Origin of the sequence: Streptomyces corchorusii (assembly GCF_001514055.1) — a bacterium.
Taxonomy (GTDB): Bacteria; Actinomycetota; Actinomycetes; order Streptomycetales; family Streptomycetaceae; genus Streptomyces; species Streptomyces olivaceoviridis.
In genome coordinates, this window is sequence record NZ_KQ948351.1 from 386,051 (window position 1) to 400,197 (window position 14,147).

The 14,147-nt window shown below is 74.9% G+C and carries 14 protein-coding genes; 6 read left to right on the plus strand and 8 right to left on the minus strand.

Features of this window, described 5'->3' with window-relative positions; genetic code table 11:
- Positions 1-20: 20 nt before the first annotated feature.
- The 4 genes from AQJ11_RS01685 to AQJ11_RS01700 all read right to left on the minus strand — a co-directional run bounded on the left by AQJ11_RS01685 (position 21) and on the right by AQJ11_RS01700 (position 3,889).
- Positions 21-1,367, minus strand: coding sequence for a hypothetical protein (locus AQJ11_RS01685; protein WP_059261575.1), 1,347 nt, complete (start codon positions 1,365-1,367; stop codon positions 21-23).
- The gene (locus tag AQJ11_RS01690) at positions 1,364-2,137 is read right to left on the minus strand and encodes an ABC transporter ATP-binding protein (protein WP_203348920.1); all 774 of its coding nucleotides are present in this window, start codon (positions 2,135-2,137) and stop codon (positions 1,364-1,366) included. The genes AQJ11_RS01685 and AQJ11_RS01690 overlap by 4 nt, the downstream gene beginning before the upstream one ends.
- Before the next feature lie 202 nt (positions 2,138-2,339).
- Positions 2,340-3,284: a zf-HC2 domain-containing protein gene (locus AQJ11_RS01695; protein ID WP_059261576.1), complete on the minus strand. Its 945-nt coding sequence runs from the start codon at positions 3,282-3,284 to the stop codon at positions 2,340-2,342.
- Positions 3,281-3,889, minus strand: coding sequence for an RNA polymerase sigma factor (locus AQJ11_RS01700; RefSeq protein ID WP_059261577.1), 609 nt, complete (start codon positions 3,887-3,889; stop codon positions 3,281-3,283). The genes AQJ11_RS01695 and AQJ11_RS01700 overlap by 4 nt, the downstream gene beginning before the upstream one ends.
- Before the next feature lie 166 nt (positions 3,890-4,055).
- Here AQJ11_RS01700 and AQJ11_RS01705 point away from each other — a divergent pair, with 166 nt between their 5' ends.
- The 3 genes from AQJ11_RS01705 (at position 4,056) to AQJ11_RS01715 (ending at position 6,724) form a co-directional block, all read left to right on the plus strand.
- Complete coding sequence (locus AQJ11_RS01705; RefSeq protein ID WP_014672753.1) at positions 4,056-4,301, plus strand: hypothetical protein; 246 nt, start codon at positions 4,056-4,058, stop codon at positions 4,299-4,301.
- Complete coding sequence (gene malQ / locus AQJ11_RS01710) at positions 4,302-6,374, plus strand: 4-alpha-glucanotransferase (RefSeq protein WP_059261578.1); 2,073 nt, start codon at positions 4,302-4,304, stop codon at positions 6,372-6,374.
- A 68-nt stretch (positions 6,375-6,442) separates the two neighbouring features.
- Positions 6,443-6,724, plus strand: coding sequence for a hypothetical protein (locus tag AQJ11_RS01715; RefSeq protein WP_014672751.1), 282 nt, complete (start codon positions 6,443-6,445; stop codon positions 6,722-6,724).
- Positions 6,725-6,836: 112 nt separating this feature from the next.
- Here AQJ11_RS01715 and AQJ11_RS01720 read toward each other — a convergent pair whose 3' ends face one another.
- The gene (locus tag AQJ11_RS01720; protein WP_058080547.1) at positions 6,837-7,337 is read right to left on the minus strand and encodes a MarR family winged helix-turn-helix transcriptional regulator; all 501 of its coding nucleotides are present in this window, start codon (positions 7,335-7,337) and stop codon (positions 6,837-6,839) included.
- 128 nt (positions 7,338-7,465) lie between these two features.
- On the opposite strand from AQJ11_RS01720, the gene AQJ11_RS01725 reads away from it, so the two are divergent.
- A complete protein-coding gene (locus AQJ11_RS01725; RefSeq protein ID WP_059261579.1) occupies positions 7,466-8,419 on the plus strand; it encodes an EamA family transporter in 954 nt (317 codons plus the stop codon).
- Between the two features lie 196 nt (positions 8,420-8,615).
- Entirely contained in the window at positions 8,616-8,882 is a 267-nt protein-coding gene (locus tag AQJ11_RS01730; RefSeq protein ID WP_237280837.1) for a hypothetical protein, read from the plus strand.
- Between the two features lie 142 nt (positions 8,883-9,024).
- Here the strand turns inward: AQJ11_RS01730 and AQJ11_RS01735 are convergent, their stop codons facing one another.
- A complete protein-coding gene (locus tag AQJ11_RS01735) occupies positions 9,025-9,567 on the minus strand; it encodes a GntR family transcriptional regulator (protein ID WP_059261580.1) in 543 nt (180 codons plus the stop codon).
- Between the two features lie 73 nt (positions 9,568-9,640).
- Positions 9,641-12,217: an aminopeptidase N gene (pepN, locus tag AQJ11_RS01740; RefSeq protein WP_059261581.1), complete on the minus strand. Its 2,577-nt coding sequence runs from the start codon at positions 12,215-12,217 to the stop codon at positions 9,641-9,643.
- 112 nt (positions 12,218-12,329) lie between these two features.
- Between pepN and AQJ11_RS01745 the strand changes: the two genes are divergently transcribed.
- Complete coding sequence (locus tag AQJ11_RS01745) at positions 12,330-12,806, plus strand: DUF1203 domain-containing protein (RefSeq protein ID WP_059261582.1); 477 nt, start codon at positions 12,330-12,332, stop codon at positions 12,804-12,806.
- A gap of 109 nt (positions 12,807-12,915) precedes the next feature.
- Here the strand turns inward: AQJ11_RS01745 and AQJ11_RS01750 are convergent, their stop codons facing one another.
- Complete coding sequence (locus tag AQJ11_RS01750; RefSeq protein WP_014672744.1) at positions 12,916-13,935, minus strand: aspartate-semialdehyde dehydrogenase; 1,020 nt, start codon at positions 13,933-13,935, stop codon at positions 12,916-12,918.
- Positions 13,936-14,147: the final 212 nt, after the last annotated feature.

The following is a 14,147-nucleotide window of genomic DNA, read 5'->3' on the forward strand; positions in this document are numbered from 1 at the left end:
CTCCTTCGAGTCGAGTCCGGTCACAGGGCCGGCACCCCCTCGGCGTCACAGTCGGCGCGGGCCGCGAAGTAGGCCGACAGCCACTCCCGGCGGGTCCGCTCGTCCATGCCGGCCAGCCTCGCCCGGGCGGCGCGGCGCTCGCGCAGGTCGGCGCGCCGGGTCGCGTCGCCCCGGGCGTCGTTCTCGTCGATCGCCTTCCGCGCCGCGGTCGGCGCGAGGTAGTACTCCACCGCGTCGTCCGCCCTGAGCGCCCCCCGGGCCGTCCGGGTCTGCCCGGGACAGTCGTAGCCCTCCAGCGCGGCGACGGCCTCCCACGCGAACTGCTCCGGATCGGTCAGCCGCCCCCGTACGGCCGACCAGCCCAGCGGGGTGATGCCCGGCAGCCGGGCCTCGTCGGCGCGCGGGGCGCCGCCGTGGTCCGCCCACCGCACCGGCAGGTTCCGCACGCCGTGCAGCTTCTCCGTGACCCCCGACAGCGCGTCGCTGACCTGCGGGAGCATCCCGGCGTACCGGGCGTTGACGCACACCGCCGGCGTGGTGGAGGTGTCGCACACCTGACGGCGGGCGATCGGATCGGCGTGCCACAGGCCGTTCCCGGTCTGCCCGAGCAGCGTGCCCGCGGCCAGCGCGGCGGCCAGCGGCAGCAGGGCCGTCACCCGGCGCCGGGCCGCGTACGCCAGCGCCGCGGCGACCGCCAGCCCGCCCGTCCACACCGCCATGGCCCACGGCTGCCACCACACGGGCAGCCCGCCGGCGAAGGGCGGGACGGTCGGACTCAGGACCCGGCCGGGGGTCGAGTCGTCGACCGTCACCATCCCGAGGCCCACATAGCCGGCCATCGCGAGCAGCGGCGCCGCGAGCCGCGTCGGCACCGCCCGGCCCACCACGTGCCCGGTCAGCGCGCCCGCCGCCATGGCGACCGTGTCCCCGGGCAGCAGCGCCAGGTGGGGACGGTCGCCCTGGGCGTAGGGCCAGGTGGCGAGGTGGGCCAGGGCCACGGCCAGCAGGTAGCCCGCGGCCACCCAGACCGTCACGGGCAGCGCCGCGGCCAGCAGACGGACCAGCGGCGGCCGTACGGTCGTCCCCCACAGCTCCTCGGTACGGCGCCGGCGCTCCCGGCCGCCCTGCCAGCAGCCCGCCGCCACGGCCAGCGGAAGGGTGATCAGCATCGCCGAGTGCACCTGGCCGGCGGTCTCCGACCACCCGCCCTGCCACTGGTCCGCCTTCGCCCACAGCGTCACGCCGAGCGTCAGCAGTACGGCGGCCCCGGCCCAGGGCGCGAAACCCCGCACCCACTCGGCGCGCAGCGGGTGCGGCGCACGCGGGGCCGCCTCAGGCCCGGTGACGTGTTCGGTGACGAGGGTCATCGCACCGCCTCCCGCGCACCCGGCGCGCGGTGCGCCCGCAGCGCCGCCGTGTACCCGCGCTCGATCGGATGGTCGCCCGGCCCGTCCGACGCCTCACCGAGCCGGGTGAGCGCCTCGGGCGTGCCCCGGTACGCGATCCGGCCCGCGTCCAGCAGGGTGACCTCGGTGCAGGCGGCGGCCACGTCCTCCACCAGGTGGGTGGAGACCACCACCGTCGCCGAGGCGCCCAGCGCGCGCAGCAGTTCGCGGAACTCCACCCGCTGCTCCGGGTCCAGACCCGCGGTCGGTTCGTCCAGCAGCAGCACGGCGGGGTCGTTGACGATGGCCTGCGCGATGCCGACCCGGCGGACCATGCCGCCGGACAGCGTCCGGACCTTGGCGTCGATGCGGTCCGCGAGGCCGACCCGGGCCACCGCCCGCTCCACGGCCGCCGGCACGTCCGCCGCCGGCATCTCCTTCAGCCAGGCCACGTACGCCACGAACTCCCGCACGGTGAAGCCCGGGTAGTAGCCGAACTCCTGCGGCAGATAGCCCAGCCGGCGCCGCACCCCGGCCAGCCCGCGGTGCCCGGCGGTGTCCGCACCGAGCAGCTCCACCCGGCCGGCGTCCGGCCGCGCCACCGTGGCCAGCACCCGGATCAGCGAGGTCTTCCCGGCCCCGTTCGGCCCCAGCAGCCCGTGCACACCCGTGCCGAGCACCAGGTCGAGCGAATCGAGGGCGAGCGTCTTGCGGTGCCGGACCCGCAGGCCGGTCACACGTATGGAACTCATCGTCTCTCCAGGGGAGGGCACGGGGACCCGTCGGCGGGTCCCGGGGTGCGGTCGGGGGCGCGCGTGGGCGCGGCGCCGGCCAGGGGTGTCAGGGGTGGGTCGACCGGTGGTCATGCGGTGTGGCCGGAAGCGACCGGGGTGGCAGCCCCTGGTCAGCGTGGCTGCGGTGCGGGGTTCGCCGGGGGAAGCGGTGGGGGTGCCGTCACGGGCGCAGCGGGCGGTCGTACGCCGGACGCCGCGCCGTCAGCAGGGCCGCGCTCAGGACGGCCGCCGCCGCCCACGCGCCCTGCGCGGCGACGCCGTCCAGGCAGCGGGAGAGCTGCTCGGCCAGCCGCAGGGTCGCCGCACCGCCCGGCGCGCCGGCCATCGGTGCCAGGACGGCGCACAGCCAGCCGCCGCCCGTCACCCCGGCCGCCGCCCGGCACCCGACGAAGGAGGCCAGCGCCAGCGAGGCCAGCGCCAGTGCCAGCCCGGGCAGCAGCCAGGCCGCCGCGGCCGGGGCGCCGGAGGCGGGCAGCAGCAGTCCGGTGAGGGTCAGCAGCGGCAGGCTCACCGCGAGCACGGCGACCGTCCGGGTGAGCGCGAGCCGCAGCCCGCCGCCCGGTGTGGCCGCGGTGACCTCGTGCAAGGGGTCCGCGTGCGGTCCGTAGGACAGGGCGACCCCGGCGACGGGCACCACGGGGGCGATGGCCAGCAGCAGCGCGCGTGCCCCCGGGAACCCGGCCCCGTACGACAGGGCCAGCGCGGCCACGGCCACGCCCAGCACGGCCGGCAGCCAGGCCCCGCGCACGGCGGGCCCGGCGGCCCACAGCAGCCGGGCGAGCCGCGACACCACGGGCCGTCCGCCGAGCACCGCTTGCGTCGGTCCGGCCGCCCCCGCCGAAGGCGTCATCGCCGCCCGGCCGGGCACCGCTTCCTCCGATACGGCGGCCCCCGGCGCCGACTCCAGCACCGCCGCCCGTACCGCCGCCAGCACCGTCCCCGCCGCCGTGCCGCCGACCGCGGCCGACACCCGGGACGCGCACCGCGCGCAGTCCTCCACGTGTTTCTCCAGGGACCAGGCGTCCGGCTCCGGCAGGGTGCCCTCGGCGTAGCGGGTCGCCTGGTCGTCGCCGACGTGCCACGGGTGGCTGTCGCGGTGGGTCATGCCGTGCCTCCCAACGGGGACGGGTTCAGCTGGGCCAGGGCCTCGCGCAGTTCCGCGCGGGCGCGGCGGGCCCGGGACTTGACCGTGCCCTCCGGGATGCCGAGGAGCCGGGCCGCCTCACGGGTGCTCAGCCCGTCGACGACCGTCGCCCGCAGCACCTCCCGCAGCTCGGGGGAGATCCGGTCGAGCGCGGTGCCCACGTCGCCGTACTCCAGACCCGCCAGCACCCGGTCCTCGGCGGACGGCGCGGCGGCGGACCCGTACCGCCCGGAGGACTCCGGCTCCGGCAGCGGTCCCGCGACCCGCGCGGCCCGCTCCTGCGCCCGCCGCGCGTCCACCAGCCGGCGCGCGGCGATCGTCCACAGCCAGCCGCCCGCCTCCTGCCCGCGGTGCCCGGCCGCCGACCGCCACACCGTGACGAACGTGTCCTGGAGCACCTCCCGCACCAGCTCGGGGTCGGCGCACCGGCGCGTCAGCCGCGCGTGCAGCCACCCGGCGTGCCGGTCGTACAGGGCGGCCATCGCCGAGGCGTCCCCCTGCGCGACGGCCCGCAACAGGGCCGCGTCCCCGCCGCTCCCGTCGTCCTTCTCCCGCTGGCCCCCCATGGGGCGGAACAGTCTCACACCCCCTCTATCGATCACCGGGGCGGCGCCGGATCACCCGGATCACCCCCGGCACCGGATTCTGCCGCGCGTGGCGGCGGGCTCACGGGGTAGGCCTGCCGTGACCCGTCCCACGCCGCAGCATCCGCGCACCGACAAGGAGGCCCCCGTGGCCGCACCGGCCCGACTCACGATCCCGGCCCAGCTCAAACCCGTGGCGGAGCCGTCCGCCGAGACCGGTACGACGCCGCTGTGCGTCTTCAGCGCGGAGAGCGCCTGCGCGCAGGCACCGCTGACCAGCGAGCCGCCGCTCCCCGACGCCGAGCCCCTGACCAGTGAGCCCCCGCTCGCCGAGGCCGCCCCGCTGACCAGCGAGTCCGACCCGGTTCCGGACTCCTTCGCGCCGGGGCTGTAGATGGCCGCGGCGCCCGACGAGCACCCCACCGAGGACCTCGCCCGGCTGGCCGGGCTGCACGGGGTCGCCACGTCCTACCGCCCCGCCCCGGACCGTACCGTCCAGGTCCCCGCCTCCGCCGTGACCGCCGCCCTCGCCGCCCTCGGCGTCGACGCGGCCGGCCCGGACGCCGTGCGCGCCGCCCTCGCGGCCCGGGAACGCGAGCTGCGCGAGCGCCTGCTGCCGCCGACGGTGGTCCAGTGGGCCGGCGCGGAACCGCCCGCCGCCCTCACCGCGCTGCCCGCCGGCACCCGGCTGCGCGTCGAGACCGAGGACGGGGCGGAACGGGACGGCGCCGGGGATCTGCCGCTCGGCGTCCACCGGCTGACCGCCACCGCGCCCGACGGGCGGACCGGTGAGGCGTGCCTCGTCGTCGCCCCGGACCGGCTGCCCGCCCCGCCCGGCCGCTCCTACGGCCTGCTCGTCCAGCTCTACTCCCTGCTCTCCCGCCGCTCCTGGGGCATGGGCGACCTCGCCGACCTCGCCGAGCTGGCCGGCTGGGCCGGACGCACCGCCGGTGCCGGGTTCGTCCAGGTGAACCCGCTGCACGCGGCCGTACCGGGCGCCCCCACCGACCCTTCCCCGTACCGCCCCTCCTCCCGCCGCTTCCCCGACCCCGTCCACCTGCGGGTCGAGGACGTCCCCGAGTACGCCTACGTCGAGGACCGCGAGCGGCTGGGCGGGCTGCTGGAGCGGGCCGGGCGGCTGCGCGCCGCCGTCCTGGACAAGGGCGCCCTCATCGACCGGGACGCGGTGTGGGAGCTGAAGCGTCAGGCGCTGGAGCTGGTCGCGCGGGTCCCCCTCGGGCCCGGCCGCCAGGCCGCCTACGACGCCTTCCGCGCCGCCCACGGCCGGGCCCTGGACGACCATGCCACCTGGTGCGCCCTCGCCGAGGTCCACGGCTCCGACTGGCACCGCTGGCCGGACGGGCTGCGCGACCCCCGCTCGGCCGCCACCGCCCGGGCGCGGGAGGAGCTCGCCGACCGGGTGGAGTTCCACACCCGTCTCGCCTGGCTCACCGACGGCCAGCTCCGCGCCGCCCAGCGTGCCGCCCGCGAGGCCGGCATGCCGGTCGGGATCGTGCACGACCTGGCCGTCGGCGTGCACCCGGCGGGCGCCGACGCCTGGGCCCAGCAGGACGTGTTCGCCGCCGGGATGTCCGTCGGCGCCCCGCCGGACGCCTTCAACGCGCGCGGCCAGGACTGGGGATTGCCGCCCTGGCGCCCCGACCGGCTCGCCGCGACCGGCCACGCCCCCTACCGCGATCTCCTGCGCGCCCTGTTCCGCTACGCCGGCGCGCTGCGCATCGACCACGTCATGGGCCTGTTCCGGCTCTGGTGGGTCCCCCAGGGCAGCCCGCCCACCGACGGCACCTACGTCCACTACGACGCCGACGCCATGCTCGCGATCCTGGCCCTGGAGGCGACCCGCGCGGGTGCCGTCGTGATCGGCGAGGACCTCGGCACCGTCGAACCCGGCGTGCGCGAGACGCTCCAGCGGCGCGGGGTGCTCGGCACCTCCGTGCTCTGGTTCGAACGGGACTGGGAGGGCGACGGCCGCCCGCTGCCGCCCGAGCGCTGGCGCGCCGACTGCCTGGCCACCGCCACCACCCACGACCTGCCGCCCACCGCCGCCCGGCTCACCGGCGACCACGTCGAACTGCGCGACCGCCTCGGCCTGCTGACCCGTTCGGCCGCCGAGGAACGCGCGGAGGCCGCCGCCGACGCCGCGGAGTGGCTCGCCCTGCTCGGCAGCCTCGGTCTGCTGGACAGCCCGGCGGCCGGACCACCCGGCTCCGACGAGGAGGAGGAGATCCGCGCCGTCCACCGCTTCCTGCTGCGCACCCCCGCCCGGCTGGTCGGGGTCTGGCTCCCGGACGGCGTCGGCGACCGCCGCCCGCAGAACCTGCCGGGCACCTGGGACCAGTACCCGAACTGGCGGCTGCCGGTCGCCGACGCCGACGGCCGCCCGGTGCCGCTGGAGGAACTGGTCGCCTCGCCCCGGCTCAGGGCCCTGCTGGAGGTGCTGCGCTGAACGCCCCCCGCCCCCGTACGGGCACCCCGGCCGCGCGGCCCCGACGGCCGTTCGCTAACTTGATTTCCGTGGACAAGAAGAACGCCCTGCGCGCCGGCGCCCTGGCCGCCGGTACGACGCTGATGATGCTGCTCATGTCGTCCCCCGCGCTCGCGCTGACCCGCGACGACGGCGACGACCCCGGCAAGGGCCTGAGCGTCATCCAGACGCTGGGCCTCTACGTCTTCGCCCCGGTGGTGCTGTTCCTGGTCATCGCCGGTCTGGTGATGGCGCTCGACAAGTCCCGGGCCAAGAAGGACACCACCTCGTCCAACATCGACGTCCAGTCCGACGCCCGGGCCAAGGCCTGAGCGACCGTCGGTCCGTTCGCCGGGGGCGCCGCTCCTCCCGCCGGTACGCGCGCACGCCGTACCCGCCCGGGACCGGCGCCCCCGGCGTTTTCGTGAGCGTCCCGCCGCGGCCCTAGTCGGCCGTCGCGTCCAGTAGCTTCCGCAGCAGGCCGGCCAGGTGGCCGGCCTCTTCGGCGTCCAGGGCGGACAGGGCGGCGCTCTCTTGGGCCAGTCCGGCGCCCACCGCCTCGTCGATCAGCCGCAGCCCCTCCTCGGTGAGGGTGACCCGCAGGCCGCGCCGGTCGTGCGGGTCGGGGGAGCGGCGCAGCAGTCCCGCGCCCTCCAGCTTGTCGAGCCGGCCGGTCATCCCGCCGGTGGTGAGCATGAGCGTGGCCGACAGCTCGCGGGGCGAGAGGGTGTACGGCTCGCCGGACCGGCGCAGGGTGGCCAGGACGTCGAACTCGCCGCGGGAGATGCCGTAGGGCTTGTACGCCCTCTCCATCCGGTCGCCCATGGTGCGGGAGAGCCGGAAGATCCGGCCGAAGACCTCCATGGCCCGGGTGTCCAGGTCGGGCCGCACACGCGCCCACTGCTCGATGATCGCGTCGACGGGGTCCGCGGGCTGTGGCTGCATGCGGAGAGTATCGACGGCAATCCGCTCGCCCGCAAGAAAGCCACTTGACGCTAAGTAGCTTAGAGCTAAGCTACTTAGCAGTGAGCCGAGCCGCCATAGGCACCCACGCCCTCGGAAGGGGCCCTCCCATGCCGACCCGTCCCCTCACCCCGGTCATCGCCGTCACCGCCCTCGCCCCCGTCTCCTGGGGCACCACCTACGCGGTCACCACCGAGTTTCTGCCGCCGGACCGCCCCCTGTTCACGGCCCTGGCGCGGGCCTTGCCCGCCGGGCTGCTGCTGCTCGCGCTCACCCGGGTGCTGCCGCGCGGTGCCTGGTGGGCCAAGGCGGCCGTGCTCGGCGCGCTGAACATCGGCGCGTTCTTCCCCCTGCTGTTCGTCGCGGCGTACCGGCTGCCCGGCGGGATGGCCGCGGTCGTCGGCTCGGCCGGACCACTGTTCGTCGTCGGGCTCTCCGCCCTGCTCCTCGGTCGGCGGCCGGCCCCGCGCACGCTGCTCACCGGGCTGGTGGCCGCGTTCGGCGTCAGCCTCGTCGTGCTGAAGGGGGCCGGCGCGCTCCACCCCGTCGGCGTCCTCGCGGCCCTCGCGTCCACCGCCGCCATGGCCGCCGGCACCGTGCTGACCAAGCGCTGGGGCCGCCCGGACGGCGTCGGTCCGCTCGCGCTCACCGGCTGGCAGCTCACCGCGGGCGGCCTGCTCATCGCCCCGGTCGCCCTCCTGGCCGAGGGCGCTCCGCCCGCCCTCGACGCCCGTGCCACCGGCGGCTACCTCTACCTCGCCCTGGCCAACACGGCCGTCGCCTACTGGCTCTGGTTCCGCGGCATCGGCCGGCTCCCCGCCACCCAGGCCGCCTTCCTCGGCCCCCTCTCCCCGCTGGCCGCGGCGGTCGTCGGCTGGGCGGCCCTCGGCCAGACGCTCACCCCGGTACAGCTCGCGGGCATGGCGCTGGCGTTCGGGGCGACGGTGGCGGGGCAGTTCGGAGGCGGGCGAGGGCCGTCCACCGGACGGAGGCCGCGGCCGGGCGGTCACGGTCCGTCGCTGTCCGAGATGCTGACTCACCGAGGCCCGGTTAGCGTGAAGTAAAAGGGCCGCGATCAGGGGTGTGCCCGCCGCAGGCGGCGAGTGCCCTGGATCAACGGGGCCGGCAGCCGTTGTGGCCAGGGCTGCTGCTCGTCCCCCGCGGCATCGCCTATGACCGCGCCGTGCCACGTTCGCACCGCGGCCGCGGCCATCGCCCCCGGACCGGAAACCCCGTGAGGGCGTGGAAGGAAGGTAGCCCATGACAGCACGTAGCGTGAGGCGTCTCTTCGCGGTATCCGCCGCCGGCGTCCTCCTGGCGGGTGGTGCCGCGATCGGTACGGCGGGTACGGCCTCGGCGGCCACCCCGCACCAGGTCACGACCAACCGCGGCTGCTTCGACCGCGGCTTCGGGTTCAACAACTGCTACGGCAACGGCTTCTACAACGGCTTCCGCAACGGCTTCTACGGCTCGGGCTTCGTCCCCGGCTTCGGCGGCGGTGGCGTCGTGGTGGTCGTCGTCAACTGACAGCCGATCCCACCCCCGAACCGCTGAACCCACCCCGTTGCCGGGCGGGACCCCATCCCGCCCGGCATCGGCATGCCGCGCTCCGCGGACAGGTCACTCCGGCGGGAGCCGGGCAGCCGCAACCGCCTCGTGGCGGCCACGGTCACCCGATCCGCATCTCGTAACGCAACCGCTGTCTGTGCGCCGGCATGACCATCAGGTCGACTTGTATGGGCCGGTCGCCGCCGTCCAGCGTGACCCTGCTGAGCTTGAGGACCGGCTCGTCCGGTTCCAGGCGCAAGGCGTCGCGCTCCTGCGCACTCGGCAGCCGAGCGGTCACGTCCTCACGCACGCGCCTGCCGACGTGGCCGAGTTCCGCGAGCAGGGTCACCGCTCCGCCAGGGATCCTGCCTCTCTCGGCGAGACGGGTTCCCCGGGCGATGTCGGCGGGGTAGTACGTGTCCGTCAGCTCGCAGGGCTCGTCGTCGAGCTGAATGATGCGGCGGCGCACCACGACCGTCTCTCCCGCGGGCAGCCCGAGGAGGGCGGCGACCTCTTCCGGCGCGGGCACTTCACCGGCCCGCACGATGCGCTGGGTGCCCTTGCCGCCGCGCGCCGCGGCCTCGGCTCTCCAGGCGTCGGACTGCCCCTGCTTCGGTGGTGTCAGATACGGCATCGAGGTGCTGACCCACGCGCCGTCGCTCACGGTGTCCTCCTCCGTCCGGAGCGCGCAGAGGCGCCCGGTGTGGCACCGGGCGCCCCCGTCGTCGTACCGGCGGTTACCCGGCGGAGCCCGCCGCGTCCGCCGCCTGGGCCTTCAACGCCCGCTCGATGCCCGCGCGGGACTCCGAGACGAGGCGGCGCAGGGCCGCGGTCGGCTCGGCCGAGGCCAGCCAGGCGTCCGTCTTGGCCAGGGTCTCCTCGGAGACCTGGACGGACGGGTAGAGGCCGATCGCGATCTGCTGGGCGATCTCGTGCGAACGGGAGTCCCAGATGCCCTTGACGACCTCGAAGTACTTGTCCGTGTACGGCGCGAGCAGCTCCCGCTGGTCGGTCTGCACGAAGCCGCCGATCACGGCCTCCTGCACCGCGTTCGGCAGCTTGTCGGAGTCGATGACCGAGGACCAGGCCTCCGCCTTCGCCTCCGGCGTCGGGCGGGCCGCGCGGGCGGTGGCCGCGTGCCGCTCGCCGGCCGCCGTCTTGTCCCGCTCGTACTCGCCCGCGATCTCCGCCTCGTCGTACCGGCCGACGGCCGCGAGCCGCTGGACGAACGCCCAGCGCAGCTCGGTGTCCACGGCCAGGCCCTCGACGGTCTGCGTGCCGTCGAGCAGGGCCTCCAGCAGGTCGAGCTGCTCCGGGGTGCGCGCGGTCGCCGCGAAGGCACGTGCCCAGGCCAGCTGGTGGTCGCTGCCCGGCTCGGCCGCGCGCAGATGGGCCAGCGTGGCGTCGGTCCAGCGGGTCAGCAGGGCCTCGCGGGCGGTCGGGGCGGCGTACAGGTCGATGGCCAGCTTGACCTGGCGGTGCAGGGACTGCACCACGCCGATGTCGGACTCCTTGCCGATGCCCGACAGCACCAGGGAGAGGTAGTCGCGGGTGGCCAGCTCGGCGTCCCGCGTCATGTCCCAGGCCGACGCCCAGCACAGCGCGCGCGGCAGGGACGCCTCGAAGTCGCCGAGGTGCTCGGTGACGGCCTTCAGGGACTCCTCGTCCAGGCGGACCTTCGCGTACGACAGGTCGTCGTCGTTGAGCAGGATCACCGTCGGGCGGCGCTTGCCCGTCAGCTGCGGCACGGCCGTCCGCTCCCCGTCGACGTCCAGCTCGATCCGCTCGGTGCGCACCAGCTTGCCGGCGTCGGAGAGGTCGTAGAGGCCGATCGCGATGCGGTGCGGGCGCAGGGTGGGCTCGCCCTTGGCGCCGGCCGGGAGCGCCGGGGCCTCCTGGCGGACGGCGAAGGAGGTGATCACGCCCTCGGCGTCGGTCTCCACCTCCGGGCGCAGGATGTTGATCCCGGCCGTCTCCAGCCACTTCTTCGACCAGGTCTTCAGGTCGCGGCCGGAGGTCTCCTCCAGGGCGCCCAGCAGGTCGGACAGGCGCGTGTTGCCGAACGCGTGCGCCTTGAAGTACGCCTGCACGCCCTTGAAGAACTCGTCCTCGCCGACGTAGGCGACGAGCTGCTTCAGGACGGAGGCGCCCTTGGCGTACGTGATGCCGTCGAAGTTGACGAGGACGTCGTCCAGGTCGCGGATGTCCGCCATGATCGGGTGCGTGGACGGCAGCTGGTCCTGCCGGTACGCCCAGGTCTTCATCGAGTTCGCGAACGTGGTCCACGAGTGCGGCCAGCGCGAGCCGGGGGCCGCGGCCTGGCAGGCGATGGAGGTGTAGGTGGCGAACGACTCGTTCAGCCACAGGTCGTTCCACCACTCCATGGTGACCAGGTCGCCGAACCACATGTGGGCCAGCTCGTGCAGGATGGTCTCCGCGCGGACCTCGTACGCCGCGTCGGTCACCTTGGACCGGAAGACGTACTGGTCGCGGATGGTCACCGCGCCCGCGTTCTCCATGGCGCCCGCGTTGAACTCGGGCACGAAGAGCTGGTCGTACTTCTCGAACGGGTACGCGTAGTCGAACTTCTCCTGGAACCAGTCGAAGCCCTGCCGCGTGACCTCGAAGATCGCGTCGGAGTCCAGGAACTCGGCGAGCGAGGGCCGGCAGTAGATGCCGAGCGGCACGGACTGCCCGTCCTTCTCGTACACGCTGTGCACGGAGTGGTACGGGCCGACGATCAGCGCGGTGATGTACGTCGAGATCCGCGGGGTCGGCTCGAAGACCCAGACGTTGTCCTTCGGCTCCGGGGTCGGCGAGTTGGAAATGACCGTCCAGCCCTCGGGCGCCTTCACGGTGAACTGGAAGGTGGCCTTCAGGTCCGGCTGCTCGAAGGAGGCGAAGACGCGGCGGGCGTCCGGGACCTCGAACTGGGTGTACAGGTACGCCTGGTCGTCGACCGGGTCGACGAACCTGTGCAGGCCCTCGCCGGTGTTGGTGTAGGCGCAGTCCGCGACGACCCGCAGGACGTTGGGCCCCTCCAGCAGGCCGGGCAGGGCGATCCGCGAGTCCTTGAAGACCTCGGCGGCGTCCAGGTGGTCACCGTTGAGGACCACCTCGTGGACGGCCGGGGCCACCAGGTCGATGAAGGACTCGGTGCCGCCGCGGGCGACGTCGAAGCGCACCGTGGTCACGGACCGGTAGGTACCGCCCTCCTGCGCGCCGGAGAGGTCGAGATCGATCTCGTACGAGTCAACGGTGAGCAGCTCGGCCCGCTGCTGCGCCTCTTCGCGAGTCAGGTTTGTGCCAGGCACGCGGTCATCTCCTCGTTATGTGTCGGTTGCGTCATCCTTCCATGGGATCGAGGGGGAACGCGATGTCCGTATCCCGCCGGTCGGCGCGGCGTCGCGGCGGGACGCTGGGCGCATGACCACGTACACCGCACGGCCCGTCCCGGCCGAGGTCCTCAAGGAACTGCGCACCGCCGACGACGCCGGCCGCCCCGTGGCCGCCGTGCCGGACGCGGAGGGCGGCGCCCCGCTGCGCTGCTGCCTGCGCCACAGCACGCCGGGCGAGCTGATCGCCCTGGTCTCGTACGCGCCGCTGCGCCGCTGGGCGGCCGGAACGGGCGCCGACCCGGGCGCCTACGACGAGCAGGGCCCCGTCTTCATCCACGCCGGGGACTGCCCCGGCCCGGCCGGCGACGCCCTGCCCTTCACCGGCTCCCACCGCGTCCTGCGCCGCTACTCGGCCGACGGCCGCATCCTCGGCGGCCGTCTGGTGGAGCACGCGGACGGCTTCGGCCCCGCCCTGACGGAGGCCTTCAGCGACCCGCGGGTGGCCGTGGTGCACGTGCGGGCGGTGGAGTACGGGTGCTTCCTGTACGAGGTGCGCCGGGGGTAGGCCGCACGGGTACGGCGCCCGCGGTGGCGGCGGACGCCGGGCCGCGGGCGGCACCGGGACACGGGAAAGGGGCGGCCGGGAGGGGCCGCCCCTTGCCGGGAGACGGGGGTTACTTCGCCGAGAGTTCCGCCGCCACCAGTTCCGCGATCTGGACCGCGTTCAGCGCGGCGCCCTTGCGGAGGTTGTCGTTGGAGACGAACAGGGCGAGGCCGTTGTCCACCGTCTCGTCGCGGCGGACGCGGCCGACGTACGACGGGTCCTGGCCGGCCGCCTGGAGCGGGGTCGGGATGTCGGAGAGGGCCACGCCCGGCGCCTTCGCGAGCAGCTCGGTGGCGCGCTCCGGGGAGAGCGGGCGGGCGAAGCGGGCGTTGACCTGGAGGGAGTGGCCGGTGAACACCGGCACGCGCACACAGGTGCCGGAGACCTTCAGGCCGGGGATCTCCAGGATCTTGCGGGACTCGTTGCGCAGCTTCTGCTCCTCGTCGGTCTCGTTGAGACCGTCGTCGACGAGGTTGCCGGCGAAGGGCAGCACGTTGAAGGCGATGGGGCGCCGGTAGACCTGCGGCTCGGGGAAGTCGACCGCCGCGCCGTCGTGGGTGAGCTTGTCGGCGTCGGCGGCCACCTTCTGCACCTGGCCGTGCAGCTCGGCCACGCCCGCGAGGCCCGAGCCGGACACCGCCTGGTAGGTGGCGACGACCAGCGCCTCCAGGCCGGCCTCCTCGTGCAGCGGCTTGAGCACCGGCATCGCGGCCATCGTGGTGCAGTTCGGGTTGGCGATGATGCCCTTGGGGCGGTCGGCGATGGCGTGCGGGTTCACCTCGGAGACCACCAGCGGGACCTCGGGGTCCTTGCGCCAGGCCGAGGAGTTGTCGATCACGACGGCGCCCTGGGAGGCGACCTTTTCGGCCAGCGCCCTGGAGGTCGCGCCGCCGGCGGAGAAGAGCACGATGTCCAGGCCGGTGTAGTCGGCGGTCGCCGCGTCCTCCACCGTCACGCCGTCCAGCACGGTCCCGGCGGAACGGGCCGAGGCGAACAGGCGCAGCTTCGTGACCGGGAAGTTCCGCTCCGTGAGGATCCTGCGCATGACCGTGCCCACCTGACCGGTGGCTCCGACGATTCCGACCCTCACGGCGACTCCCTCTATGTGTCTCTTGCCTGACCGGGGCATTTCCATCATGCGGCCGACCCCGGTCCACCTGTCCAATTCTTTGTCCCGCGTGCCCGAGGAGTGGGACACGAGCACCCGGCGGATGGTTCCGGAGCTTCACGGAACACCCGGCCGAGCTGGAGGAATTCCCTCCGCCGGGGGCCCGCGCCGGAAGCTGTGCTGTCCCGCCCCTG

Excerpts from the sequence above, each read along its gene's own strand:
- AQJ11_RS01685 (WP_059261575.1), bottom strand. The coding sequence starts at position 1,367 with ATGACCCTCGTCACCGAACACGTCACCGGGCCTGAGGCGGCCCCGCGT.
- AQJ11_RS01690 (WP_203348920.1), bottom strand. The coding sequence starts at position 2,137 with ATGAGTTCCATACGTGTGACCGGCCTGCGGGTCCGGCACCGCAAGACG.
- AQJ11_RS01695 (WP_059261576.1), bottom strand. The coding sequence starts at position 3,284 with ATGACCCACCGCGACAGCCACCCGTGGCACGTCGGCGACGACCAGGCG.
- AQJ11_RS01700 (WP_059261577.1), bottom strand. The coding sequence starts at position 3,889 with ATGGGGGGCCAGCGGGAGAAGGACGACGGGAGCGGCGGGGACGCGGCC.
- malQ (WP_059261578.1), top strand. The coding sequence starts at position 4,302 with ATGGCCGCGGCGCCCGACGAGCACCCCACCGAGGACCTCGCCCGGCTG.
- AQJ11_RS01720 (WP_058080547.1), bottom strand. The coding sequence starts at position 7,337 with ATGCAGCCACAGCCCGCGGACCCCGTCGACGCGATCATCGAGCAGTGG.
- AQJ11_RS01725 (WP_059261579.1), top strand. The coding sequence starts at position 7,466 with ATGCCGACCCGTCCCCTCACCCCGGTCATCGCCGTCACCGCCCTCGCC.
- AQJ11_RS01730 (WP_237280837.1), top strand. The coding sequence starts at position 8,616 with ATGACAGCACGTAGCGTGAGGCGTCTCTTCGCGGTATCCGCCGCCGGC.
- AQJ11_RS01745 (WP_059261582.1), top strand. The coding sequence starts at position 12,330 with ATGACCACGTACACCGCACGGCCCGTCCCGGCCGAGGTCCTCAAGGAA.